Genomic DNA, 24,688 nt, shown 5'->3' on the forward strand with positions numbered 1-24,688 from the left:
ACTACTGCGGCAGGCCGCCGACCTGCCCCGGGGTGAGGTTGCCGTCACGGATGTCGATCCAGAACTGCCCCACGGTCTCGGGGTTCAGCTGCACGGTGGACCCGACGTTGCCGCCCGGCCGGTAGTCGGGGTTCGAGATCGGCGGCGTGCCCGTGATGCCGTCGGGACCGTTGGCCTTGCGGAACGCGAGGGCGAGCTTGCCGAGGTCGACGATGCCCATGCTCTCGTCGACGGTGAGCGACCCGAGGCCGGAGTCCAGCAGCGAGACCTGGTCGCCGGGGCGGAACAGGATGCTCGGGTTCGCCGCCTTCGAGCTGATGGCGCCGATGACCTGGCGCTGGCGCTCGGCGCGGCCGATGTCGCCCTTCGGGTCGGAGTAGCGCATCCGCGAGAACGCGAGCGCGGTGTGGCCGTCGGCGACGTGGCACCCGGCGGTCCACACGAGTTCGCTGCGTTCGTCGTTCACGTCGTAGTCGAGGCACAGCTCGACGCCGCCGACGGCGTCGACGATGCCCTCGACCCCGCCGAACCCGACCTCGACGTAGTGGTCGACCGTGAGGCCGGTGAGCTGCTCGACCGTCTGCACGAGCAGCGGCGGGCCACCCCACGAGTACGCCGAGTTGAGCTTGCTCGCGCCGTTGCCCGGGATCTCCGCGTACGTGTCGCGCGGCAGGCTGATGAGCGCGACCGGGCCGCTCGGCGGGGCGTGCAGGACCATGATCGTGTCCGTGCGCGCGCCCTCGGTGCCGTCCTCGCTGATGCCTTCGCCGCGCGCGTCGGAGCCCGCGAGGAGATAGGTGTTCCCGGGCGTGCCGGGCGCACCGGAGAGGGCCTCGACGTGCTGGATCTTGCCGTTCGCCCAGATGAGCAGGCCGACCGGCCAGGCGAGGAGCGCGACGATCACGACGCACGCGACGAGCCCGACGACGCGGCCCTTGCGGACGCGGAACCCGCCCCCGCCGGCTCGAGGGGTCCCCGTGCCCGACGGCGGTCGCCCACCCCCGCCACCGGGTCGGCCGGTGCTCGGCCGCGGCGCCGCGCCCGGACGGCTCCGCGTCGTCGTGGGCACGGCCTGCGCACCCGCGTGGGGCGACGACGAGACGCGCGGAGGTGCCGCCGTCGCCTGGCGGGGCTGGCGCGACGGCGCGACCGACGGCGGGAGCGCGGACGCCGCGGAGCTCGTCCGCGGGCGTGCGCCGCGCGCGGGCGGCGCCGGCGGCGGCGTGCCCTTGCGTGCGGGGGTCACGGGGATCTCGCGCGACGACTGGCGCTTGATGCGGGGCTCGAGGCGCACGGCGTCGTCGGGCACGGCGGGGCGGGGGCGCGCCGGGGCGCGCCCGCTGTTGCCCACGGCGATCGCGTCGTCGACGGACGACGGACGCGGGGCGCGGCCGCCCTGGGGCGTGAAGCTCGGGGGGAGCGACCGGGGGTCGCGCGAGGGGTCGGTCATGGCGTCACCCGCACTGCGCGGTCTCGTCGGCGGCGGAGAACGCCTCCTTGCCGGCTTCCTTCGTCTGCACCGGGGCGGGCTCGGCGGCCGCGTCGCCCGTCGGGTCGGCTGCGCCCTCCCCGGTCTGCGACGGCGGCTCGGTGGCCTCGGCGGCGTCGGTGGACCCGCCTGCGGCCTCGTCGGTCGCGGGTGCGGGCGCGGCGATCGGCTCGTCGGCGCGCACCGTGGCCCAGAGCTCGTCGGCCTCCGACGTCCAGACGACCTTCGCGTCGGGGTCCTGCGGGTCCGGCGCGTTGGGAACGGTCATGAAGGTGATGTTGCCACTGGTCGCGCCCTCGAGGCTGAAGGCGAGCCCGGCGAGGCTCGGGATCGACGACAGGTTCGCGCTCATGGTCAGAGACTTGGTGCCCGCGTCGACGAACCCGTAGATCTGGCCGAGGTCCGAGAGCACGTTCTTCGAGAGCACCTGGTTCACCGTCGCGGCGAGGAGCTGCTGCTGGCGGCCGATACGGCTGAGGTCCGACCCGTCGCCCACGCCGTAGCGCGCCCGCGCGAACCCGAGCGCCTGGGCGCCGTCGAGCGTCTGCATCCCTGCGTCCAGCCGAAGGTCCGCCTTGGGCGAGTCGATCGGCTCGGGGATGCAGATGGGGACGCCGCCGATCGCCGTGACCATGTTCTGGAAACCCGCGAAGTCGACGACGACGAAGCCGTCGACGAACACGTCGGTCAGGCTCTCGACGGTCTGGGTCGCGCACGCGGCGGCCGAGTCGACGTCGCCACCGACGGTCGCGCCGTTCGCGAACGCGGCGTTGAAGCGGGTGGTGGCCGGCGCGGTCGTCTTGCCGTTCGTCGTGTGGCACGCCGGGACGTCCACCCGTGAGTCGCGGGGGATCGAGATCATCTCCACGCGCGTCCGGTCTGCCGAGACGTGCACGAGGATCGTCGTGTCCGAGCGCATGCCCGCGACGCCCGCGACCTCGTGGCCGTTCTCGCCGCCGCGCTCGTCGGAGCCCATCACGAGGATGTTGAGGGGCTTCCCGGCGTTGGGGTCGCTCGGGTCCGGGGTGGGCTGCTCAGGTCGGTCCGTAAGGAGCTCGAGCCCGTCCGACGGCGCGATGTTCCCCTGGATTCTCGACACCGCGGCGGCGCCGCCGACCGCGCCGAACGCGAGCACCGCCGTGGCGACGAGCCCGACGGCGCGGGCTGTCCCATGGGACCTCATGGCCCGCGCGTGCGCCGGACCGCGCGACGGCTCGGCAGCCGCCGCGTCTCTGGTCTGGGCACGGGAACGGGAGGTCACGGGAGTCGAGCATAGGCGTGCGGTGCGATCTGGCCGCGCGGGCCGCGGGCTCGCGGGGTGGAGGAGTTGTGCAGGCGCGTGCGGTGCGAGGACCGGTCGGGTCAGCCCGCGGCGTCAGCGTCCGGGCGGCCGCCCTGGCCGTCGCGCTGCTCGAGCTCGTCGACCGACGCGTCGACCCGGCTGAGCCTCGCCTCCGCGAGGCTCAGCTCGCGCGTGAGCAGCGTGATCTTGCGGGCGAGAGCGTTCGCACGCCGATGGCTCGTGGCGATGTAGCTCACGAACGCGATGACGAGGGCGTAGAGGAGGAGGTCGGTCCCGCGGCCGACGCCGAGCATGTTGGCCAGCCGGGTGAGCCACTCGGGGAACAGGACGGAGAGCCCGGCGACCACGACGAACCCGACGAGCAGCAGGCGGCGGATCGCCTGGTGCCGGGCGTCGACCGTGGAGCGGGTGAGCAGGACCGTGACCACGGCGATCGCGGCGACGAGGACGATCTGGATGAGCATGTGCGCTCCCGTCTACTTGAACACGAGGTCGACCAGGATGTTCACGGAGTTCCAGAGCGACTGGCCCTTGGCCCGGGAGTAGTCCGTGTAGAGGACGTGCACGGGGTACTCGCGCCAGGGGAGCCCGGTGCGTCCGAGCTGCAGCACGATCTCGCTCGCGTGCGCCATGCGGTCCTGGCGCAGCTCGACCTGGCGCGCCGCGTCGACGCGGACGACCCGCAGCCCGTTGTGGGCGTCGGTGAGCCGCAGGCCGGTGCTCTGGTTCGTGAACCAGACGGCCGTGCGCAGGACCGCCCGCTTGAGGAGCCCGGGCCGGGTCCGCGCGTCGAGGAACCGCGAGCCGAAGACGATCGCGACGTCGTCGCGCCGGGCCAGCTCGACCATCGCGGCGGCGTCCTCCACCTGGTGCTGACCGTCCGCGTCGAACGTGACGAGGTACTTCGCTCCCGGCAGGTCGCGGGCGAACTCGATCCCCGTCTGGAGGGCGGCTCCCTGGCCGAGGTTGACGGCGTGGCGCAGGACCGTGGCGCCCGCCTCCCGAGCCCGCTGCGCGGAGTCGTCCGAGCTGCCGTCGTCGACGCAGACGATCCGGGGGAACGTCCCGAGCGCGTTCTTGACCACGTCGGCCACGACCGCGCCCTCGTTGTACAGAGGGACGACGAGGCAGGCGTCCTCGACGGGGCCGATGGCTTCGACGGGCGGGCGGCCGGGTCCCGCCGCGTCCGATTCGTGCATGTCGCTCATTGTTGCAGGCGACCGGGGAAGGTCGGGACCTTCGCCGCTCTCGGAGGGGCAGCGGCGGCAGGTAACCTTGCCGACGCGGCGTCCGCGTCCGACGTGGTCGCTGCGCACCGTCCCGACACGAAGGAGCCCGCATGGGAGTCCGGATCGCCCTGAGCGCCGACGTCGCCGACGACGCGTCGATCGGCGACGGCAGCCAGATCTGGCACCTCGCCCAGGTGCGCGAGGGGGTGTCGATGGGAGAGTCGTGCGTCGTGGGGCGCGGGGCCTACATCGGTACCGGAGTACAGATGGGCCGGAACTGCAAGGTGCAGAACTACGCGCTCGTGTACGAGCCGGCGTCTCTCGCCGACGGGGTGTTCATCGGCCCCGCCGTGGTGCTCACCAACGACACCTACCCGCGGGCCGTGAACCCCGACGGATCGCTGAAGAGCGCGGACGACTGGCACGCGGTGGGCGTGACGATCGGCGAGGGCGCCGCGGTCGGGGCCCGTGCGGTGTGCGTCGCGCCCGTGACGATCGGAGCCTGGGCCACGGTGGCCGCGGGCGCGGTCGTGACGAGGGACGTCCCCGACCACGCGATCGTCGTCGGGGTCCCGGCGCGGCGCGTCGGCTGGGTGGGGCGCGCGGGCGAGCCGTTGCGGCGCGACGGGGAGCACTGGGTGTGCCCGGTGACGGGTACGCGCTACGAAGAGCACGACGAGACCATCAGAGAGGTTGCGGCCGAATGAGCCAGACACTGATCCCCGCGGCGAAGCCGATCGTCGGGGACGACGAGCGCGCGGCCGTGGACCGCGTCCTGCGCAGCGGGATGATCGCGCAGGGACCTGAGGTCGCCGCGTTCGAGCAGGAGTTCGCCGAGGTGCTCGTCGGTGGGCGCACGTGCGTCGCGGTGAACTCCGGGACCTCGGGCCTGCACCTCGGCCTCCTCGCCGCGGGCGTCGGCCCGGGCGACGAGGTGATCGTCCCGTCCTTCACGTTCGCGGCGACCGCCAACTCGGTCGCGCTGACCGGTGCGACGCCGGTCTTCGCCGACATCGAGCCGGACCAGTTCTGCCTCGCTCCCGACGCGGTGCGGGCCGCGATCACGGAGCGGACCAAGGCCATCATGCCGGTGCACCTCTACGGGCACCCGGCGGACATGACGGCGCTGGGCGCGCTCGCGGACGAGCACGGTCTGCTCCTGTTCGAGGACGCGGCACAGGCGCACGGGGCGACCCTCGACGGACGCCCGGTGGGCTCGTTCGGCGCGTTCGCCATGTTCAGCCTCTACCCGACGAAGAACATGACGTCGGGCGAGGGCGGCATGGTCTCGTGCGCGACCGACGAGATCGCGCGCAACGTCCGTCTGCTGCGCAACCAGGGCATGGAGCGCCAGTACGCCAACGAGGTCGTCGGCTTCAACGCCCGCATGACGGACGTCCACGCGGCGATCGGCCGGGTGCAGCTCACCAAGGTCCAGGGCTGGACGGCGGACCGCCAGCGCAACGCGGCCTTCCTGTCGGAGAACCTCGAGGGCGTCGTCACGCCTCCGGTCGCGGACGGGGCGGTGCACGTCTACCACCAGTACACGATCCGTGTCGCCGACGACCGCGACCGCGTGGTGACGGCTCTCCGCGAGGAGCACGGTGTGGGTTCCGGGGTCTACTACCCGATCCCGAACCACCGCCTCGAGAGCCTGAAGCACTTCGCGCCCGGTCTCGACCTGCCCGAGACCGAGATCGCGGCGCAGCAGGTGATCTCCCTCCCCGTGCACCCGTCGCTCACCCAGGGCGACCTCGAGCGCATCGTCACCGCGGTCAACTCCGTCGTGAAGGCAGGTGCGTGATGGCAGACCTGCGTGCGGGCCTGATCGGGCTCGGAGCGATGGGGCGGCACCATGCCCGGGTGCTCCGCGAGATCGACGGCGTCGACCTCGTCGCCGTCGCCGACCCCGGCGGTGACCCTTATGGAGTGGCGGGCGACCTGCCGGTCCTGCCCGACGTCGACGGGCTGATCGGCGCCGGCATCGAGATGGCCGTCGTCGCGGTCCCGACCGTGTACCACGAGGAGATCGCGCTGGCCCTCGCTGCCGCGGGCGTGCACACCCTCGTGGAGAAGCCCATCGCGGCCACGAGCGCGGCCGGTCGCAAGGTCGCCGAGGCGTTCGCCGCGGCCGGGCTCGTCGGCGCGGTCGGGCACATCGAGCGGTTCAACCCGGCGCTCCAGGAGCTGCGTCGCCGCACGGAGGCGGGCGAGCTCGGGGAGGTCTACCAGATCGCGACCCGGCGGCAGGGGCCTTTCCCGGCGCGCATCGCCGACGTCGGCGTGGTGAAGGATCTCGGCACCCACGACATCGACCTCACGGCCTGGGTCGCCCAGAGCGCGTACCGTGCGGTCGCCGCGCAGACCACGCACCGCAGCGGACGCCCGCACGAGGACATGGTGACCGCGACCGGCCGCCTGGAGAACGGCGTCGTGACCAACCACGTCGTCAACTGGCTCTCCCCGATGAAGGAGCGCGTCACGATCGTCACGGGCGAGCGGGGTGCGTTCGTCGCCGACACGGGCACGGCCGACCTCACCTTCTACGCCAACGGCGTCATCCCGACCGAGTGGGAGGCCGTCTCGGCGTTCCGCGGCGTGTCCGAGGGCGACATCACGCGCTACGCGTTCGCGAAGCGCGAGCCCCTGCGGGTCGAGCACGAGGCATTCCGGGACGCCGTCCGGGGGATCCGCCAGGACGTCGTGACGATGGAGGAGGGCCTGCGCACCCTCGAGGTCGCCGAGGCCGTCCTGGAGTCGGCCGCGTCGGGGCAGACCGTCACGCTCTGAGCCGGCGCCCGGCGGCCCCGTGGTGGGGTCGCCGGGCCGACTCCCGACTCTCCCGGCGATCGTCCTGCGAGAACGTGCCCGCCTTGTGATACTGGCCGGGTTCGTCGGGGCGCGAGCAAGCCCTGGGTGATCTCTGCGACGACCGGGGTGAGCACGATGGCCAAGAGGTGGACGACCGTCCTGACGGTGCTGGCGGTGACCGTGACGTCGGCGGTGACGGGCAGCACCACCGCCGTGGCGGCCGGCCCCGCGACACGGGCTGCGACCTCTGCGGCTCCACGCGTCGCACCCGCCCCGCCGGCCGTGCCCGCACCGGTCGCCCCCGAGATCGACGAGACACCGCTCGAACCCGTCGACGCGTCCGGAGACGCCCCCACGGCGTCGGTGCCGTCGGAAGCGGGCGCTGCCGAGGGGCCCGGTGAGCAGGTGCTCCCCGAGGTCCCGGCCGACGACACGCCGAGCCCGGAGGGGACCTGGTCCGCGACCAGCCCGGCGACCGGTGCGACGACCGTCGTCGGCGTCACCTGGGACCTCGGGTCGGCAGGGGACGACGTCGTCGTCGAGGTGCGTTCACGTACCGGGACCGTCTGGACCGGGTGGACCGACGTCCACGCGGAGGACGCCGAGCCGACCGGGGGCGCCGGGGAGCAGCGCGACGGTACCGAGCCGCTGTTCGTCGGGGACGTCGACGAGGTCGAGGCGCGGATCCTTCCCGGGACCGGGCCGACGCCCGTCGACCCGGTCCTGGTCGTGGTCGACCCCGGCGCGGACGCCGGGACGGCGGGTGGCGGTGCGGGCGGAGCGGGCGGCCTCGGGCGGTCGCCGGCCGCGGGCCTCGTGATGCCTGCCGCCGCGCCGACGGCCGTGCTGCCCACCGCCACGAGCCGTCCGGCGGTCTACTCCCGCGCCCAGTGGGGGGCCGACGAGCGGCTGATGACGTGGACGCCCCAGACCGGCAACGTCGTCGGCGCGGTCGTCCACCACACGGCCGGTTCGAACGACTACACCGCGGACCAGCTCCCGGCACTCATCCGCGGCATCTACGCGTACCACGCGCAGTCCCGCGGGTGGGGCGACATCGGGTACAACTTCCTCGTCGACAAGTTCGGCCGCGTCTGGGAGGGGCGTGCCGGAGGGATCGACAGAGGGATCGTCGGGGCCCACGCCACGGGGGTCAACTCCCAGCGCTTCGGCGTCTCGGTCATGGGTAACTTCGACGCCGCGCAGGTCTCGGGGGCCGCGGTCGACGCGGTGTCCTCGGTCATCGCGTGGAAGCTCGACATCCACGGCGTGCGCGGAGCGGGCGGGAGCATCGTCGTCGGGCACCGGGACGTGGGGCAGACGTCGTGCCCCGGGGCCACGCTGTACGCGGCGCTCCCGCAGATCCGCTCCCTCGCGGCGGCCCGCCAGGGTCCCGTGAACGACCGTTCTCTCCGGAGGGACCTCGGGCTCGACAGCTACCCGGATCTGGTGTCGCGCACCGCGACCGGGGTCGCGACGCTCACGGCCACGGCCTCGGGGTGGGGGCAGACCCGCGCGGTCGGTTCCGGCTGGCCCGGGTCCCGGGTGATCGCCCCTGGTGACTGGAACGGGGACGGGTCCCCCGACCTCATGATCGTCGACCCGGCGTCGGGAAACCTGTGGCTGTACCCGGGCACCGCGAACGGCGGCTGGTCCGCGAAGCAGAAGATCGGGGTCGGTTGGGGCGTCGCGAACCTGATCGTCGGCGGGCACGACTGGAACGGCGACGACACGACGGACCTCCTCATGAGGCGGCACGACGGGACGCTCTGGCTCTACCCCGGCAACGGACGCGGCGGCTTCGGGACGCCGCGGCAGGTGGGCACCGGCTGGAACGCGATGAGCTCGATCGCCATGGTGGGAGACCTCGGCAACGGGCGCCCGGCGCTCGTCGCGCGGACCGGCGGCAACCTCTACACGTACACGGGTGACGGGCGCGGCGGGTTCGCGAGCGGGCGGACGCTCGTCGGGTCCGGCTGGGACGTGATGACGACCATCGTCGGCGCGGGGGACCTCAACGACGACGGGCTGCCCGACGTCGTCGCACGGGACGTCCAGGGAAACCTGTGGCGCTACGTGGGTGACGGTGCCGGACGGCTGCTCGGACGGTCGCAGATCGGGCACCAGTGGCAGGGGTTCACCGCGGTGCACCCCGCCGGTCGTGCAGGACGGGGCGAGGACTTCTTCGCGGTGGGCGCGGACGGCACGCTGCACCGTTACTCCTATCTCGGTGGCGCGGGCTTCACGCGGGCCGTGGGCACCGGCATCTCCGGCTCGGCCGTCGCCGAGGCCGTCGCTCCCGGAGACTGGAACGGTGACGGTCGGCCCGACCTCATGACCCGCCGGAGCAACGGCGACCTGTTCCTGCACGCCGGCACCGCGACCGGGAGCTTCGCGACGTCGGGGACGCGCGTCGGGACGGGCTGGGAGGTCATGACCCAGGTGGTCGGGGCCGGCGACTGGCTCGGGACGGGCGTCCCCGGTCTGCTCGCGTTCCAGCGGGGCACGGGACAGATCTGGCTGTACCCGGGGGACGGCCGGGGCGGGTTCGGGACCCGCGTCCTGATCGCCCAGGGCGCACAGTTCCTCGACCGGATCGTCTCGGCGGGCCACTGGCGCGGCGGGGCGGCGCCGGACCTCGTCGCGCGCGAGGCCGGCACCGGGCGGCTCCTGCTCTACCCGGGCAACGGCGGCGCACGGCTCGGGGCGGCCTCGGTGATCGGGACGGGGTGGGACGTCATGTCGAGCATCGTGGGTGCGGGCGACGTGGACGGCGACGGGCGACCCGACCTGGTCGCCACGCGCTCGGACAGGTCGATCGTCCTGTACTCGGGCAGCGGGTCGGGAGGGTTCCGGACGTGGCGGACGATCGCCACGGCCCCGTCGGGCGCTTCCGTCTCGTGAGCCGGTGACGCCTCAGAACGTCCTCGTGATGGCGTTCCACCCGGAGCCCACCTGCATCCGGGCGGCGAACCGCGTGCCGGTCCACGGATAGAGGTAGAACCGGCCGGCGGCGTCGGACGCGAGGAGGTCGGGGATCCCGTCCCGGCCGAAGTCGGCCACCGGGGTGAGGAGCCGCATGCCCTGCCACCCGGAGCCGATCTGCATCGGGCTGAACCCGCCCGCCCCGTCGCCGCGGTAGAGCAGGAGCCGTCCGGCGGCGTCGACCGCCAGCAGGTCCGACCAGCCGTCGCCGTCCCAGTCACCGCCGCCGCCGACCCACGAGATGACGTCCCAGCCGCCGCCCACGAGCACGGCGCTCGCGAGCCTCCCGTCGCCCAGACCGGGGTAGAGCCACATCCGGCCCGACGTGTCGACCGCCAGGAGGTCGGCGGACCCGTCGCGCCCGACGTCCCCGGGGGCGACGAGGAACCGCATGGAGCCCCAGCCATGGCCCGCCTGGACACGGGCGCCGAGCGTCCCGGCCGCCGTCGTCGGGTAGCGCCACAGGCGCCCGGCCTGGTCGACGGCGAGGACGTCGTCGCGCCCGTCGCGATCGAGATCGTTGGCGCGGACCGCGAGCCGCATCGTCTGCCAGTCGTGGCCCGCCGGGCGGCTGCCGACGAACCGGCCGTCCCCGTCCCCGAGGTATGCCGTCAGACGGCCGTCCGCCCACTGGCCGAGGACGTCCACGCGCCCGTCGTTGGTGGAGTCGCTGTCGAGCCGGCTCGTGCCGGTGAGCTTCCACCAGTCGGAGCGCAGACCGAAGGCGCTGCGGAACTGCGCGCCCGTGAGCGTGACGGAGCCTGCTGAGCCGGTGACGACGACCCGGACCACGCGCCCGCCCCACTCGCCGTCGCCGGTACGCGACATGACGTCGATGCTGCGGGGCGAGCCGATCTGCGGATACCGCGCGCCGACGTCCGCGGCCCGGAGCGAGACGCTCCACGCGTGCACCGGGTTGCCCTGCGCGTCCCACGGGTCCGGTCGGGACGGGAGGTAGGGGAAGGACCCGGCCGCGCTCCAGCCGCCGTTCGACGAGCCGAACTGGGTGAAGGCGAGGCTGCCGCCGTAGTGACGCACCTGCCCCGAGGTCGCGGCGACGGCGGCGTCCGTCGAGGCCGCCTCGTGGTGGCGCGTCTCGACCCCCGCCGAGGTGAAGCTCTTGTGCCCGGGATAGACCTGGCAGGCGGTGGTGTCGCACGTCTGCCACGAGCCCGACCGGTGCGCGCGGTCGTACGACGCGTAGGTGCGCGCGGCGACGGCCTGCGCCCGCAGCGCGTCCGCCGGCCAGCTCGACGGCGACTCCGCCGGCACGACGGAGCGCAGGTAGTCCTCGAGGCCCACCACGTTGACGGTCTGCTGCCCGGGGCTCGCCCCGGAGGGGACGGCTCGGACCGTGCCGCGGTAGTCCGTCTGCGTGCCGTCGGGCCTGATCAGACGGATGAACCCCGACGGCGCGGCGATGCTCAGGAAGCCGGGGGAGGCGCCCTGCGACCACTGTCGCCAGGTCCCGCCGACGAGCCCGTGCAGCACGAACCCGCCGGACCCACGGACGATGCGCCACTGCTGCGGCGTCGCGCCGCCGAAGCTGATCGGGGTGCCGGTCGAGACCGCGTCGCTCGCCGTCATGCCCGGGACCGCGAGGATGCGGACGTCGTTGTCCGTGTCTCCGCTGATGAGGACGCTGATCGTGCTCGCGGGCTGGGTGACCCGGGCCGTGCCGGGGTAGTACGCGTCCAGGATCTGCTGGTAGCCGACCCCCTGCGCGGCGGCCGCGCGGGCACCCCACTGCGACATCCCGCGGCCGTGGCCGAAACCTCGCCCCGCGACCGTCACCGTCGTCCCCGGACCGAGCACCACCCGCTCCTGGGTGAGCGTCTCTCCCTGCGCGGGGGAGACGCTCGCCGCGAACGACGCCCCGACCAGGACGGCCGTCAGGAGCGACGCCGTCATCCTCTTCCGTGCGCCCATGGGTGACCTCCGTAGCCCTCGGTCCGATCCACGGTAGGTCGGGTGACGAGAGGGCGCCCGGTGGGCAGGTACCCTGGTGCGTCGTCGGGCGCCGTGCCCGACCCGAGACGAGGGGGAAGACCTGGCCGGCGTCGTGCGGACAGTGCTCGGGCACTCGGCGTTCCGCTACCTGCTGGTGGGCGGCTTCGCCTTCCTCCTCGACCTCGGGCTGCTCGCCCTGAGCTACCGGGTGCTCGGCGCGCCGCTGTGGCTCGCGACGGCGATCGGGTTCTGGGGCAGCTTCGCGTTCAACTTCACGCTCCAGCGGCGCTACGCCTTCGGCGGTGCGATGCCGACCGGGCCCGCCTTGTGGCGGTACGGCGTCCTCCTGGCGGTGAACTCGCTCGCGAACATCGCGGTGGTCGGTCTCTTCGAGCACCTCGGGTGGGGCTACGCGGTCGGCAAGGTCGCGGTCACCGTCGCGCAAACCGTCTGGAACTACTTCGCCTACCGCTACTGGGTCTTCGGCGGGCGCGCGGCCCCCGCCGCTCCCGGCGACGACCGAGCAGGGCCCCAGGTGCCCGTCGAGCACGACCACAAGGAGAGCTGAGGATGTACAAGGGTGCGCGGATCGCCGCCGTCGTGCCGGCCTATCGTGAGGAGGCGATGATCGCGACGGTCGTCACCACGATGCCGGACTTCGTCGACGACATCGTCATCGTGGACGACTGCAGCCCCGACGGGACCTCCGACGTCGTCAAGGCGCTCGACGACCCGCGCGTGACGCTCGTACGGCACGAGGTGAACAAGGGCGTCGGCGGGGCGATCATCACCGGGCACCGCACCGCGATGGAGCTCGGGTCGGACGTCAACGTCATCATGGCCGGCGACGCCCAGATGGACCCGAACTACCTGCCCGACCTCCTCGACCCGGTGACGTCCGGCGGCTACGGGTTCGCGAAGGCGAACCGGTTCTTCCGCCCGGACTCGTACACCGGCATGCCTCGCTATCGCGTGTTCGGGAACATCGTGCTCTCGTTCATGACGAAGTTCGCCTCCGGCTACTGGCACCTCTTCGACCCGCAGAACGGGTACACGGCCGTCCGGACGTCCGTGCTCGAGAAGCTCGCGCTCGACCGCGTCGCGGAGCGCTACAGCTTCGAGAACGACCTGCTCATCCACCTGAACGTGGCCGGGACCGCGGCGGTCGACGTCCCGATCCCCGCCGTGTACGGCGCCGAGGTGTCCAGCATCCGTCTGGGCAAGGTCGTCCCCGAGCTGCTCAGCCTGCTCTTCCGCGGGTACTGGTACCGGATCTGGTACCGGTACGTCCTCTGGTCGTTCTCCGCCGTCGCGCTGTTGCTGTTCTCGGGCCTTCTCCTCACGCTCCTCGGCGTCGTCGCCGGGGTCTGGATCATCGCCGCGACCTGGGACTCACCGCCTGCCACGGCCGGGACGGTCCTCCTCGCGGTCACCCCGTTCGTGCTGGGCGTCCAGATGCTCGTGTCGTCGTTGCAGCTCGACATCCAGGAGAGCCCCGACACCCCGACGCTCGCACCGTTCGACGAGGGCTGACATGACTTCCCGCAGGCCACGGGTCGTCCTCGCGACGCGCATCTACTCACCCGAGCCGGCGGCGGCCTCGTTCCGTCTCCGCGCGCTGGCGCGGGCGCTCGTCGAGAGCGGCGCGGCCGTCACCGTCCTGACGACGACGGCACCTCAGGCACCCGCCCCCGAGGACCCGGACCCTGGCGTGCGCATCCGGCGATGGCCTGTGCTACGCGACCGCACCGGCTATGTCCGCGGCTATCTGCAGTACCTGAGCTTCGACGTCCCCCTCCTCCTGCGCCTGCTGTTCTCGACCCGCCCGGACGTGGTCGTGGTGGAGCCACCGCCGACGACCGGGTTCGTCGCACGCCTCGCGTGCGTGGTGCGGAGGGTCCCGTACGTGTACTACGCGGCGGACGTGTGGTCCGACGCGGCGAACTCGACCGGTGCGCCAGCGCCGGTCGTCGCCGCCGTGCGACGCGTCGAGGGCTGGGTGCTGCGCGGTGCGCGACGCGTCGTCGCGGTGACCGAGGAGGTCGCCGAGCGCACCCGGGCGCTGGGCGCCCGCGAGACCGTCGTCGTGCGCAACGGCATCGACACGGACGTCTTCCGGCCGGACGGACCCGTCCCGGACGGTGCTCCCGCCGGTCCCTACGCGATCTACGCGGGAACGACGTCGGAGTGGCAGGGAGCGGACGTGTTCGTGCGGGCCATGGCCACGGTCGCCGAGGCGGTGCCCGGCGCCACGCTCGTCGTCCTCGGGCAGGGCAGCGCGTGGGCGGACCTCGAGGCGGTGGCGCGCGCGCTGCCCGACGGCGGCGCGTGCGTCCGGATGCTACGCCCGGTCCCGCAGGCAGAGGCCGCGGCATGGCTGCGCGGCGCGGCCGTCGCCCTCGTGAGCCTGCGGCCCGGCCAGGGCTACGACTTCGCGTTCCCGACGAAGGTGCTCGCCGGCGCGGCCTCGGGGACACCCGTCCTGTACGCCGGCCCCGGCCCCGCGCGGGGGGTGATCGAGGAGAACGGCCTCGGCCGCGCTGTCGCGCACGACGTCGACGCCGTCGCTGAGGCGATGTCAGACTTGCTCGAGGCCCCCGCGGACGACGGCCCGAGGACGCGCAGCGCCGGCTGGGCGCGGTCGCACGCGTCGATCGCGGCGTCGGCGGCCGAGGTGGCGCGGATCGCCGTGGCGGCGTCGCGCGTCCCGGACCATAGACTAACGGCGCCGACACTGGGCGGCGTCCGACCATTGCCTGGTTTGACCGAGGAGCACGACGCGTGAGACAAGTCTGGGGAACCCTGCGGGACCTCCTCCCGCTCCTCCCGAGGCGCGCTCGCCGCTTCCTGGTCGGGTACTCCGTCGCGCTGAGCTCGCTGGCGCTCCTCGACGTGGCGGCGCTGGCGCTCCTCGCTCTCACCCTCACCTCGATGGTGGCGGGCGAAGGCGTGTCCCTGCCTGTTCTGGGGCAACTGCCCGCCGGAGGGATCCTCTGGATCCTGGGTGCGGTCTCCGGACTCATCGTCCTCAAGGGGCTGTTCAGCGTCGTCCTCCAGTGGGTCGCGACGCGACGGTTCGCCGCGTACGAGCTCGAGATCGGCGACAAGCTCTTCGACGCCTACATCCGCGCCCCGTGGACTGAGCGGCTCAAGCGCAACACCGCGGAGCTCGTGCGGCTCGCGGACGTCGGGATCGGCAACACGACGTCCGGCTTCCTCCTCCCCGTCGCGTCGCTCCCGGCCCTCGCGACGACGTTCCTGGCGGTGCTGACGGTGCTGGTGATCGCGCAGCCCGTGACGGCGGCGATCACCATCGCCTATCTCGGGATCATCGCGCTCTTCCTCTACCTCGCCGTCTCTCGCCGCGCGTTGGTGGCCGGTCGGGTGAACCGCGACTACTCGATCAAGGTCGGCCGGCTGATGACCGAGATGGTCGGAGCGCTCAAGGAGGTCACGCTGCGTGGCCAGGCCCCTGCGGTGGCCAGGGTGGTGCACGAGAACCGCCGCCACTCCACCCGGGCGCGATCGAACATCTCGTTCCTCTCGAGCGTGCCCAAGTACGTCCTGGAGACGGCGCTCGTGGGCGGGTTCGTCCTCGTCGGCGGCGTGACCTTCGCGCTCGACGGGCAGGCGGCCGCCATCAGCGCGGTGGCCTTCTTCGGCGTCGCCGGCTTCCGGATGGTGCCCGCACTCACCGGGTTCCAGGCCGTGATGACCCAGACCGCGTCCACGATCCCTCACGTCCGCGCGGTCATCCTGGACATCCAGGCGTCCCGCGGCTACATCGAGAGGGCGGAGCGGGTCGGGCACGAGCCCATCCACGGCGACCCCACCACGCTCGTGCTCAACGGGGTCTCCTTCACCTACCCGGGTGTCGAGACGCCCGCTCTGCGCGGCGTCGATCTCACGATCCCCCTCGGGACGTCGGTCGCGCTGGTCGGATCCTCCGGCGCGGGCAAGTCGACGCTCGTCGATCTTCTCCTCGGCCTCCTCGAACCGTCCGAAGGCTCGGTCGAGCTGGACGGCGTCCCGCTCCACGAGATTCTCGCGGACTGGCGCTCGCGTGTCGGGTACGTCCCGCAGGACGTTGCGCTCTTCGACGCGAGCGTCGCGCAGAACGTCGCTCTCACGTGGGAGGAGGACTACGACGTCGAGCGGGTGCGGTCGGCGCTTCGAGAAGCACGGTTGCTCGACGTCGTCGACGCCCGCCCCGGGGGGATCGACGCGAGGATCGGAGACCGCGGCGTCGCGCTGTCGGGCGGACAGCGGCAGCGGGTCGGCATCGCGCGGGCCCTGTACGCGCAGCCGCTGGTGCTCGTGCTCGACGAGGCGACGAGCGCCCTCGACTCGCAGACCGAGTCCGAGGTCACGGCGGCGATCAACGAGCTCCACGGCGAGGTCACGGTCATCGCCGTCGCGCACCGGCTGTCGACGATCCGCAACGCGGACATGGTGTGCTTCATGGAGGACGGAACGATCACGGCCCGGGGGACCTTCGACGAGCTCGTCGCCTCGGTCCCGGAGTTCGCCAAGCAGGCGGTGCTCGCCGGGTTGGCGGGCAGCGGCCCCGAGACGGCGCGGTGACCGTGGCGGGATCCTCCTCGCTCCCTGGCGCGCGCGGCGGGCGCAGGCCGCGGATCGCGCTGCTCGTCTTCAACGACGCGTCGACCGACGCCCGCGTGCTCAAGACGGCCGATGCGCTCGCGGCGTCCGGAGCGGTCGTCCGTCTGGTCGCGTTCTCGGCGCACCTCCAGGCACCACCCGGCCTCGTAGCGCGAGGTCGCGACGTCGAGATCCTCAGGGTTCCTGTCCTCGAGCTCGACCACGCACCGGCCCGGGCCGGTGCCTGGGCGCGTCGACAGGTCTCCCTCCTGCGACGCGGGCGTGGAGATGCCACGCCGCCGGTCGGCGCGCCGCGGAGCGACGGCCCGGGCACGACGAACGCCACGCCGGCACCGGTCGAGCTCCGCGGCGCGAAGGGCACGGTCGTCGACCTCTGGATGCGCATGCACCACACGCTGCGGCTGGCGTCGTACCACGCCCGCTCCTACCGCGCCCTGGTGTCGTGGCGACCGGATGCCATCCATGCGAACGACGCGAACACGCTCGTCCCCGCGTGGGCGGCCGCGCGGAGGCTCGGGGTCCCGTTCGTCTACGACTCGCACGAGCTCTGGACCCACCGGATCAAGGCGGGTCACCGCCCGGTGGCACGTCGGTGGGAGGCGTTCGTCGAGAGACGGCTGGCGCCCCGAGCGGCCGCCGTCGTGACCGTCTCCCCGAGCATCGCGCACCGGCTGAAGGACGTGCTGCGGCTTCGCGAGCTGCCGACCCTCGTGCGCAACGTCCCCGTGCGCTCGGGCGAGCCCGACCCCTCCCGGGGCTCGCTGCGACGGCTCGCAGGACTGTCCCCGCAGGATCGCGTCGTCGTCCACATCGGTGCCGTGACGATCGGGCGCGGGCTCGAGCAGCTCTTGTCCGTCCTGACGCACCTGCCCGCCGACGTCCACCTCGTGCTGCTCGGCCCCGCGTCGTCGACCTTCGTGGAGAAGCTCGACCGGCGCGCCGAGAGCCTCGGCGTCGGCCTGAGGGTCCATGCCGTCGGTGCGGTCCCTCCAGAGCAGGTGGCGCAGGCGGCGGCGGACGCGGACGTCTCCGTCGTCTCGATCGAGCCCCTGACCCTGAGCCTGCGCTTCTCGCTGCCGAACAAGCTCTTCGAGTCGCTCCACGCCGGGCTGCCCGTCGTCGCGTCCGACCTTCCCGACATCGGTCAGGTCGTCACCGACGCGGGTGCGGGCGTGGTCGTCGACTTCTCCGACCCGTCGGCTGCGGCGCGCCGGATCCTCGACACGCTCGAGGACGGGGACGCCTACCGCGCGGCGGCGCGGGCGGCGGCGCGCTCCCTCACGTGGCAGTCGGAGGTGCAGAACCTCGTCGAGGTCTACCGGCGGGTGCTCCTGCCCGGCACGGAGCGGCGGTCCCTCGTGCACCGGGCGGTCGCGGCCTGGACGAAGCACCGGCGGAGGCTGCCCGCCGGGCTCGGTGCGGTCGTGGACAGGGCGGTCCACCGGCTCCCCGGTCCTCTCCGGGACGCCTACGACCGTGCGGTGTTCGGGTTCTCCGCCGCGGACGAGGTCGCGCCGCCACCCCTGCCCTCGTCGGGGCGTCGGCTGTACGTCGCGCCGACGAACTACGCGGGGCAGGGAGACGCGTACGCCCGGGCCGTCGAGCGGCACGGGGGCGTGGGCGCCGTCTCGATGAAGGCGTCGCCCGGTCCCGGGACGCTCCTGTTCCCGGCGGACATGGTGGTCGGGAAGTCGGTCTACCTGGCTTCGAGCGGCTGGCAGCGCAGGCAGCGGGAGTACGTCTCGCAGTTCACCCATGTGATCGTCGAGTCGGGCCAGACCCTGTACTCGCCTGCGGTCCCGGGAGCGGTCGAGAGCGAGGTGCGCGACCTCCTGGACCACGGCGTGCGTGTCGCCCTGCTCTTCCACGGCTCGGACGTCCGCCTCCCGAGCGCCCACCTGGAGCGGGAACCGTGGTCGCACTTCGCGCACCCGCCGTTTCTCGGTGCGGAGCGGTACGAGGAGCAGGCGCGACGGAACCGCGCGCTCGCGGACGAGCTCGGGACCGCGGGCGTCCCGACGTTCGTGACCACCCCTGACCTGCTGACCGACGTCCCGTCCGCCCGGTGGGTTCCCGTCGTCGTGGACCCCGCACGGTGGTCGGGCGCCGCGCGCGAGGACGTCCTCATGCGGCGGGTCCCGGTGGTGGTGCACGCGCCGAGCAGGTCCGCGGTCAAGGGGACCGACCTCGTTGAGCCGGGCCTCGTGGAGCTGGACCGCCGGGGTCTGATCGAGTACCGACGGGCCGAGGGCCTGTCCTGGCGCGACATGCCGGCGTTCTACGGCGACGCGGACGTCGTGCTGGACCAGTTCAGGGTGGGGAACTACGGCGTCGCGGCGTGCGAAGCGATGGCCTCCGGGCGCTTGGTGGTCTCGTACGTCTCCACGGACGTGCGCGCCGAGGTGCGACGTGCCTCGGGCCTCGACCTGCCCGTCGTGCAGAGCACCGGCCCGGACGTGGTGCGCGTGCTGGCCGAGATCCTCGAGGACCGCGAGGCCGCACGTGACGTGGCGCTCAGGGGCCGGTCGTTCGTCGCCACCGTGCACGACGGGACACGGAGCGCCGAGGTGCTCAGCGCCTTTGTCGAGGGGGACGCATGACGTCCGAGCTCGTTCCCGTGGGCGCGTTCGACGCCTCCGCGGCCCGTTCGCCGCGGGTCGACGTCGTCGTCGCGGTCCACGACCTGACCCGGCCCGTCGGCAGGGCCGTGGCGTCGGCGGTCGGGCCGGCGGCAGGAAGCCCGACGGGCTCCGTCCGGGTGACGGTCGCGTGCCACGAGCTCGGTGCGGCACGGGTCGCGAACGTCCTCGACCCTCGGCTGGGCTCGTCGGTCCGCCTGCTGGAGGTGCGCGACGGCCTCGGCAGCCCGTCGGGCCCCTTCAACGCGGGGTTCGACGCCGCCACGGCGCCGTTCGTCTCGATCATCGGCTCGGACGACTTTTTCGAGCCCGGTGCGCTGCGCGCGTGGACCGACCGGGCCGAAGCGACCGGCGCGGACGTGGTGATGGCGCGGCTGCGCGCGCAGAGCGGGTCCGGCATCAACACCCCCCGCGCCCGTCCGTTCCGCAGCAGTCGTCTGGACCCGGTCAAGGATCGGCTCGCGTACCGGACGGCGCCGCTCGGACTGCTGCGTCGCGCGACGCTCGACCGGCACGCGCTCCGTCTGGACAGCGGCGTGAAGGTCGGCGGGGACCTTGCACTCGGCCTGCGGCTGTGGGCCCTCGCGGACCGCGTCGAACTCGGCCGTCAGGACCCGGCGTACGTCATCGGCGAGGACGCCGTCACACGCGTGACCACGACGCCGCGCCCGCTCACGGTCACGCTGGCACCGTACGAGTCGCTCCTCGCGCAGACGTGGTTCGCGCGGATGCCTCGGGCGTACCGCCGCGCGGTCGCGATCAAGGTGCTGCGCATCCACGTGCTCGGGGCGGTCGTCGCTCGGGGGCCGGCCGGCTCGTGGTCTGCGGCAGAGACGGCGTACCTGCACGAGGTGGCCCGCGGACTGGTGCAGGTAGAGCGCGGCGTCCTGAGGCCGTTCTCGGTCGCCGACCGCGTGCTGCTCGACGCGTGCCTCGATCCGCGGAGCGACGCGGGCCGCATCGTCACGGCCGTCGCGCGCCGTGCGCAGACGTCGCGGACCGGACGGCTGCTCCCGCCGAACCCGCTCCACGCCCTCGACCGCGAGGGCACGCTCCGCTACTTCGTCGCAGACAGGTTCTGGCGATGAGCGGCCCCGACCAGGGCGCGCTGCGTGTGGCGGTGACGACGGGCCCGGTCTCGATCCCTCCGACCTACTTCGTGGCGGAGCACCTCAGGCACATGCCGGACGTGGACGGGAGGGTCTTCGCGATCGCCGCGGACGTCACGGACCCGCGGCTCCGGGACCTCGTCACAGGGGTCGTGCCGTCCGGGGCGGGGGGGTGGCGGACCGTCCTCAGCTATCAGTCCGCCGTCCCACGGCTCCGCGCGCAGGTGCGTCGGTTCCGACCTGACCTGGTGCACCAGCACTTCGCGACGTGGAGCCTGGCGGGCGCGGGCGCGGCGGCCGACCTCGGTGTCCCGTTCCTGGCGACCCTGCACGGCTACGACGTGTTCCTCCGCTCCGCCCCGGTGAGAGACGTCTGGTCGTTCCTCACGGCGGTCAACCTCCGACGCTGCGCCAGCCGCGCGACGTCGCTCCTCACCGTGAGCGAGTGGCTCGCCGGGGAGGCCGTACGGCGCGGCTACCCGGCGCGCTCGGTGGAGGTGCACTACCAGGGCGTCGACACGGACTTCTTCACGCCCGGGACGCTGCAGGAGACCGAGCTTCCCGAGATCCTGTTCGTCGGCGGGCTCGAGGAGCGCAAGGGCATCCGCGACGCGATCCGGGCCTCGGTCATGCTCTCCGCGGACGTCCCGCACGTCCTGCGCGTCGTGGGTCACGGGAGCCTGGCAGGCGTGGTCGCGAGCGCCGCGCAGGAGCATCCGCACATCCGCCCCGAGGGACTCGTCGACCGTGAGCGCGTGCGGCAGGCGATGCGTTCCGCGGCGGTGTTCGTCATGCCGACCCAGAGCGACGGCGAGTGGCGGGAAGCGGCAGGTCTCGTCACCGCGGAGGCCCAGGCGTGCGGCGTCCCCGCGGTCGTGTACGACTCCGGAGGGGCACCGGAGATGCTCGTCGACGGCGAGACCGGGATCGTCGTCCCCGAGCGGGACACGCGCGCGCTGGCGGACGCACTCCGGGAGCTGCTCGCGCTGGACCAGCGCGAGCGGGCGACGACGGGAGCCCGGGCGCGTCGCTTCGTCGTCGAGGAGCGAGACTCACGGCAGAGCGCCGCCGAGCTGCGGGCGCGCTACGAGCTCCTTACCCACTGACCCACCTTCGAGACCCCTGGAGCGGACCCATGGCCGAGAGCAGCAGGCGGACGATGCTGATCGTGTCGTTCTCCCCGCTGGCGGGAGACGCCCGGGTGCTCAAGCAGATCCGGCACTTCGCCGCCTCGTACGACGTCACCACGTGCGGCTACGGGCCGACACCCCTGGAGGGCGTCGAGCACGTGGCGATCCCCGACGACGCGCGTCACGAGCTCGACGGACGGTTGGTGACGACCCGGGTCTACCCGCTCGTGCACCGTGCCGTCCCGGCGGTGCGGGCGGCCCGCCGCGTCTTGGCGGGTCGTCGCTTCGACGTGGCCATCGCCAACGACCTCGAGACGGTCCCGGTCGCCTTCGACGTCGCCGAGCCGGAGCACGTGCTCGCCGACCTCCACGAGTACTCGCCGCGTCTGCACGAGGACAACCCGGCCTGGGTCCGCCGGATCGCTCCGTACTACCGCTGGCTGGCCCGTCGCTATGCAGCGCGCGCCGGCGCGGCGACGACCGTCGGCGACGGGCTCGCGCGGGCCTACCGCGACGAGCTGGGCGTCGACTGCCGTGTCGTGACGAACGCCGCGCCGTACGCCGCGCTGTCGCCCGTGCCGGTCGTCGAACCGGTGCGGTTGGTCCACAGCGGAGCATGTCTCCGCAAGCGCAACCTGATGCTCCTCCTCGACGCCGTCGACGCGTCCACGACCCCGGTGTCGCTCGACCTCTTCCTCACTCCGAACGACCCTGGCTACCTGGGCGAGCTGCGCGAGCGCGCGGCGCGCAGCGACCGTGAGATCACCGTCCACGACGCGGTGCCGTACGACGAGCTCGTGGCGACGCTCAACCGGTACGACATCGGCGTGCACGTCCTCCCGCCGGTGAACTTCAACAACCAGTGGGCGCTGCCCAACAAGGTCTTCGACTACGTGCAGGCCAGGGTCGCGTTGATCGTCGGTCCGTCGCCCGAGATGGCGGCGGTGGTGCGGGAACGAGGGATCGGCCTCGTGACGGAGGACTTCTCCACGGACGCGCTGGCGCGGGTCCTCGACGCCCTGACCCCTGCGCGTGTCGCGGCGCTCAAGGCCGCCTCGGACGCGTCGGCGCACGACCTGGCGTCGGATGCTCAGGTCGCCGTCTGGGACGAGGTCATCGCGGGGCTCGCCAGGGTCGGTACCCGATGAGCGAACGCCCGTCGGTCCTCGTCCTGTCCTTCTCGAACATCGCGTCCGACGCCCGTGTCCTCAAGCAGGTACGCCTGCTCGCCCAGGACTACGACGTCACGACCTGCGGTCACGGCCCGGCACCCGAGGGAGTCACGGCGCACGTCGAGGTGCCCGCGGACCGCATGGCGTGGGTCAAGGACCGTCGGCTGCTGCTGTTGCGCCGCTACGCGGCGGTGTACCGCAGGAACTCGGCCGTGTCCTGGGCGCGGGAGCATCTCCCGGTCGGCGCGTTCGACGTGGTCCTCGCCAACGACGTCGAGGCGGTTCCGCTCGCGGTGGAGCTCTGCCCCCGTGGTGGCGTGCACGCGGACCTGCACGAGTACGCGCCGGGCCAGAACAGCGAGCTCCGGCGCTGGCGCTGGTTCGTGGCCCCCTATCTCCGTTGGCTCGTGCGGACACGGGTGCGCGGCGCCGACTCGTTCACGACCGTCGCTCCGACACTCGCACGACGCTACGCACGTGACCTGGGCGCCCCGGTCAACGTCGTCGTGAACGCCACGCCCTACGCGGACCTCGCGCCGCACCCAACGGCACGACCGGTCCGTCTCGTCCACAGCGGGGTCGCGCAGCGGAACCGCTCGCTCGAGCTCATGATCGACGCGGTGGAGGCTTCGTCGTCGGACGTCCTGCTCGACCTCTACCTCGTCCCCAACGACCCGGTGTACACCCGCGAGCTCGAGGAACGCGTCGCGGGCTCCGCGCGGGTGCGCGTGCTTCCGCCGGTCGCGTACGACGACCTCGTCGCGACGCTCAACCGCTACGACGTGGGCGTCTTCGTCCTTCCGCCGGTCAACCCCAACTATGCGGCCGCGCTCCCGAACAAGCTGTTCGACTACGTCCAGGCACGCCTCGGCGTCGTCATCGGTCCGTCTGCCGAGATGGAGGAGGTCGTGCGCGGCCATGCGCTCGGAACCGTGACGGAGTCCTTCACCGCCGAGGCGTTGCGCACGATCCTGGACGGCCTCGACGTCGAGAGGGTCGACGAGTGGCGGCGCGCCTCGGACCGCGCCGCCCGCGAGCTCTCCGCGGAGGTCAGGTCGCGGCCGTGGCTCGACGCGGTCGAGGCGCTCGTCGCCAGGAGGCCGGGGTGACCTCGGGCACGACCGACGTCGCGGGTGCTCCGCGCGTCCCGGTCCCGGCGCACGTCGACGCGCCCGCGCGCGGGTCGGCCCCCGACCTCGCGTGGTTGGACTGGCTGCGCGTGCTCGCGATCGTCGGCGTGGTCACCATCCACGTCGTCGGGTCCACGGCGCTCGCGCCCTGGGCGAGGACGTCGCGACTGGGCTGGCTCGCGATCTGGCTCGACATCGGCTTCGTCTTCGTGGTCCCGGTCTTCGTCATGATCAGCGGCGCACTGTTCCTCGACCCGGCTCGGTTTCGTGGCACGGGGGACTTCCTGCGCCGACGCGCGCTCCGCCTGCTGCCGGCACTCCTCGTCTGGCACCTCGTCTACTGGGCGTTCCGGGTGGTGTACCTTGACCAGGAGATCGGCGTCCGGGACTTCCTCGAGTTGACCGTCACAGTCGGCTCTACCCGCACCTCTACTACTTCTGGGTCGTGCTCGGCCTCGTCGTAGTGACGCCGGTGCTCGTGCCGTGGGTGGCCACGGCCCCGCGACGCTCACTCCTCCTCGCGGGGCTGTGCGCCGCGAGCATGCCCGTCCTGACGGTCGCGCTGCGGAACGGCCTCGAGGCCGCGCCCGTGTGGGTCGAGACCCCGTGGACCTGGTGGCTGTTCTATCTCGGCCTCTACCTGCTGGGGAGCGCGCTGCGGGACGTGGTCCTGCGGGGCGTGGCGCTCGTCGCTGCGGGCACCGCCGCGGTCCTGCTGGGCGCGCTGCTCACGTGGCAATGGCGCAACCCCGCGGCGCCCGGTTGGCTGCAGGTCGTCTCGCCCGTCTCCTACTACGGGCTTGGCGTGCACGTGGACGCGGTCCTCGTCCTCCTCGTCGCCCGCGCGCTCGTCAGACCGGGCGGCGTCGGCCGCGTCCTGGCACGTCCGGCTCCCGCGCGGGTCGGGCGAGTGCTCGGCGCGGCCACCCTCGGGGTCTTCTGCTCACACCTCCTCCTGGTACCGGTCGTGGCGGGGATCCCGGCGCTCGGGGGTGACGCGGCCGCGGGGTCCTCCGTCCAACTCGTCGCCCGCGTCGCGTGCGTGCTGGTGATCTCCTACACCGCCACGCTCGTCCTGCGGCGCGTGCCCGTCGTTCGGTCCGTGCTGTAGAGCGGTG

The 24,688-nt window shown here is 73.0% G+C and carries 20 protein-coding genes; 15 read left to right on the plus strand and 5 right to left on the minus strand.

Going from position 1 to position 24,688, the window contains the following annotated elements:
* Position 1: 1 nt before the first annotated feature.
* The 4 genes from ACZ402_RS04195 to ACZ402_RS04210 form a co-directional block, all read right to left on the minus strand.
* Positions 2–1,450, minus strand: coding sequence for an LCP family glycopolymer transferase (locus tag ACZ402_RS04195; protein WP_375824174.1), 1,449 nt, complete (start codon positions 1,448–1,450; stop codon positions 2–4).
* A 4-nt stretch (positions 1,451–1,454) separates the two neighbouring features.
* A complete protein-coding gene (locus ACZ402_RS04200; RefSeq protein WP_375824175.1) occupies positions 1,455–2,672 on the minus strand; it encodes an LCP family protein in 1,218 nt (405 codons plus the stop codon).
* A 179-nt stretch (positions 2,673–2,851) separates the two neighbouring features.
* On the minus strand, positions 2,852–3,256 hold the full coding sequence (locus tag ACZ402_RS04205; RefSeq protein WP_253053131.1) for a DUF2304 domain-containing protein: 405 nt from the start codon (positions 3,254–3,256) through the stop codon (positions 2,852–2,854).
* A gap of 12 nt (positions 3,257–3,268) precedes the next feature.
* Entirely contained in the window at positions 3,269–3,991 is a 723-nt protein-coding gene (locus tag ACZ402_RS04210; protein WP_375824177.1) for a glycosyltransferase family 2 protein, read from the minus strand.
* 140 nt (positions 3,992–4,131) lie between these two features.
* Between ACZ402_RS04210 and ACZ402_RS04215 the strand changes: the two genes are divergently transcribed.
* The 4 genes from ACZ402_RS04215 (at position 4,132) to ACZ402_RS04230 (ending at position 9,736) form a co-directional block, all read left to right on the plus strand.
* Positions 4,132–4,728: an acyltransferase gene (locus ACZ402_RS04215; protein ID WP_375824178.1), complete on the plus strand. Its 597-nt coding sequence runs from the start codon at positions 4,132–4,134 to the stop codon at positions 4,726–4,728.
* Positions 4,725–5,825, plus strand: a complete 1,101-nt coding sequence (locus ACZ402_RS04220; RefSeq protein WP_253053137.1) for a DegT/DnrJ/EryC1/StrS family aminotransferase — start codon at positions 4,725–4,727, stop codon at positions 5,823–5,825. The genes ACZ402_RS04215 and ACZ402_RS04220 overlap by 4 nt, the downstream gene beginning before the upstream one ends.
* Positions 5,825–6,811 (plus strand): Gfo/Idh/MocA family oxidoreductase, encoded by a 987-nt coding sequence (locus ACZ402_RS04225; protein ID WP_375824179.1) that lies wholly within the window; start codon positions 5,825–5,827, stop codon positions 6,809–6,811. The genes ACZ402_RS04220 and ACZ402_RS04225 overlap by 1 nt, the downstream gene beginning before the upstream one ends.
* Before the next feature lie 126 nt (positions 6,812–6,937).
* A complete protein-coding gene (locus ACZ402_RS04230; protein ID WP_375824180.1) occupies positions 6,938–9,736 on the plus strand; it encodes an FG-GAP-like repeat-containing protein in 2,799 nt (932 codons plus the stop codon).
* Between the two features lie 12 nt (positions 9,737–9,748).
* Here ACZ402_RS04230 and ACZ402_RS04235 read toward each other — a convergent pair whose 3' ends face one another.
* Positions 9,749–11,746 (minus strand): SpoIID/LytB domain-containing protein, encoded by a 1,998-nt coding sequence (locus tag ACZ402_RS04235; protein ID WP_375824181.1) that lies wholly within the window; start codon positions 11,744–11,746, stop codon positions 9,749–9,751.
* Positions 11,747–11,879: 133 nt separating this feature from the next.
* On the opposite strand from ACZ402_RS04235, the gene ACZ402_RS04240 reads away from it, so the two are divergent.
* The 11 genes from ACZ402_RS04240 to ACZ402_RS04290 are packed head-to-tail and all read left to right on the plus strand — an operon-like array spanning position 11,880 to position 24,681.
* Positions 11,880–12,335 (plus strand): GtrA family protein, encoded by a 456-nt coding sequence (locus tag ACZ402_RS04240; RefSeq protein WP_375824182.1) that lies wholly within the window; start codon positions 11,880–11,882, stop codon positions 12,333–12,335.
* A 2-nt stretch (positions 12,336–12,337) separates the two neighbouring features.
* Positions 12,338–13,300, plus strand: coding sequence for a glycosyltransferase family 2 protein (locus ACZ402_RS04245; RefSeq protein ID WP_375824184.1), 963 nt, complete (start codon positions 12,338–12,340; stop codon positions 13,298–13,300).
* 1 nt (position 13,301) lies between these two features.
* Positions 13,302–14,552, plus strand: coding sequence for a glycosyltransferase family 4 protein (locus tag ACZ402_RS04250; protein ID WP_375824185.1), 1,251 nt, complete (start codon positions 13,302–13,304; stop codon positions 14,550–14,552).
* Positions 14,549–16,351 (plus strand): ABC transporter ATP-binding protein, encoded by a 1,803-nt coding sequence (locus ACZ402_RS04255; protein ID WP_375824186.1) that lies wholly within the window; start codon positions 14,549–14,551, stop codon positions 16,349–16,351. Before ACZ402_RS04250 ends, ACZ402_RS04255 begins: the two co-directional genes overlap by 4 nt.
* 2 nt (positions 16,352–16,353) lie before the next feature.
* The gene (locus ACZ402_RS04260) at positions 16,354–18,990 is read left to right on the plus strand and encodes a glycosyltransferase (protein WP_375824187.1); all 2,637 of its coding nucleotides are present in this window, start codon (positions 16,354–16,356) and stop codon (positions 18,988–18,990) included.
* Entirely contained in the window at positions 18,987–20,117 is a 1,131-nt protein-coding gene (locus ACZ402_RS04265; RefSeq protein WP_375824188.1) for a glycosyltransferase, read from the plus strand. The genes ACZ402_RS04260 and ACZ402_RS04265 overlap by 4 nt, the downstream gene beginning before the upstream one ends.
* Entirely contained in the window at positions 20,114–21,244 is a 1,131-nt protein-coding gene (locus ACZ402_RS04270; RefSeq protein WP_375824189.1) for a glycosyltransferase, read from the plus strand. The genes ACZ402_RS04265 and ACZ402_RS04270 overlap by 4 nt, the downstream gene beginning before the upstream one ends.
* A 29-nt stretch (positions 21,245–21,273) precedes the next feature.
* On the plus strand, positions 21,274–22,416 hold the full coding sequence (locus tag ACZ402_RS04275) for a glycosyltransferase family protein (RefSeq protein ID WP_375824190.1): 1,143 nt from the start codon (positions 21,274–21,276) through the stop codon (positions 22,414–22,416).
* Entirely contained in the window at positions 22,413–23,549 is a 1,137-nt protein-coding gene (locus ACZ402_RS04280) for a glycosyltransferase family protein (protein WP_375824191.1), read from the plus strand. Before ACZ402_RS04275 ends, ACZ402_RS04280 begins: the two co-directional genes overlap by 4 nt.
* The gene (locus ACZ402_RS04285) at positions 23,546–24,034 is read left to right on the plus strand and encodes an acyltransferase family protein (RefSeq protein ID WP_375824192.1); all 489 of its coding nucleotides are present in this window, start codon (positions 23,546–23,548) and stop codon (positions 24,032–24,034) included. The genes ACZ402_RS04280 and ACZ402_RS04285 overlap by 4 nt, the downstream gene beginning before the upstream one ends.
* An 8-nt stretch (positions 24,035–24,042) precedes the next feature.
* Positions 24,043–24,681: a hypothetical protein gene (locus ACZ402_RS04290; protein ID WP_375824319.1), complete on the plus strand. Its 639-nt coding sequence runs from the start codon at positions 24,043–24,045 to the stop codon at positions 24,679–24,681.
* Positions 24,682–24,688: the final 7 nt, after the last annotated feature.

Source organism: Cellulosimicrobium sp. NPDC030954 (assembly GCF_055571305.1).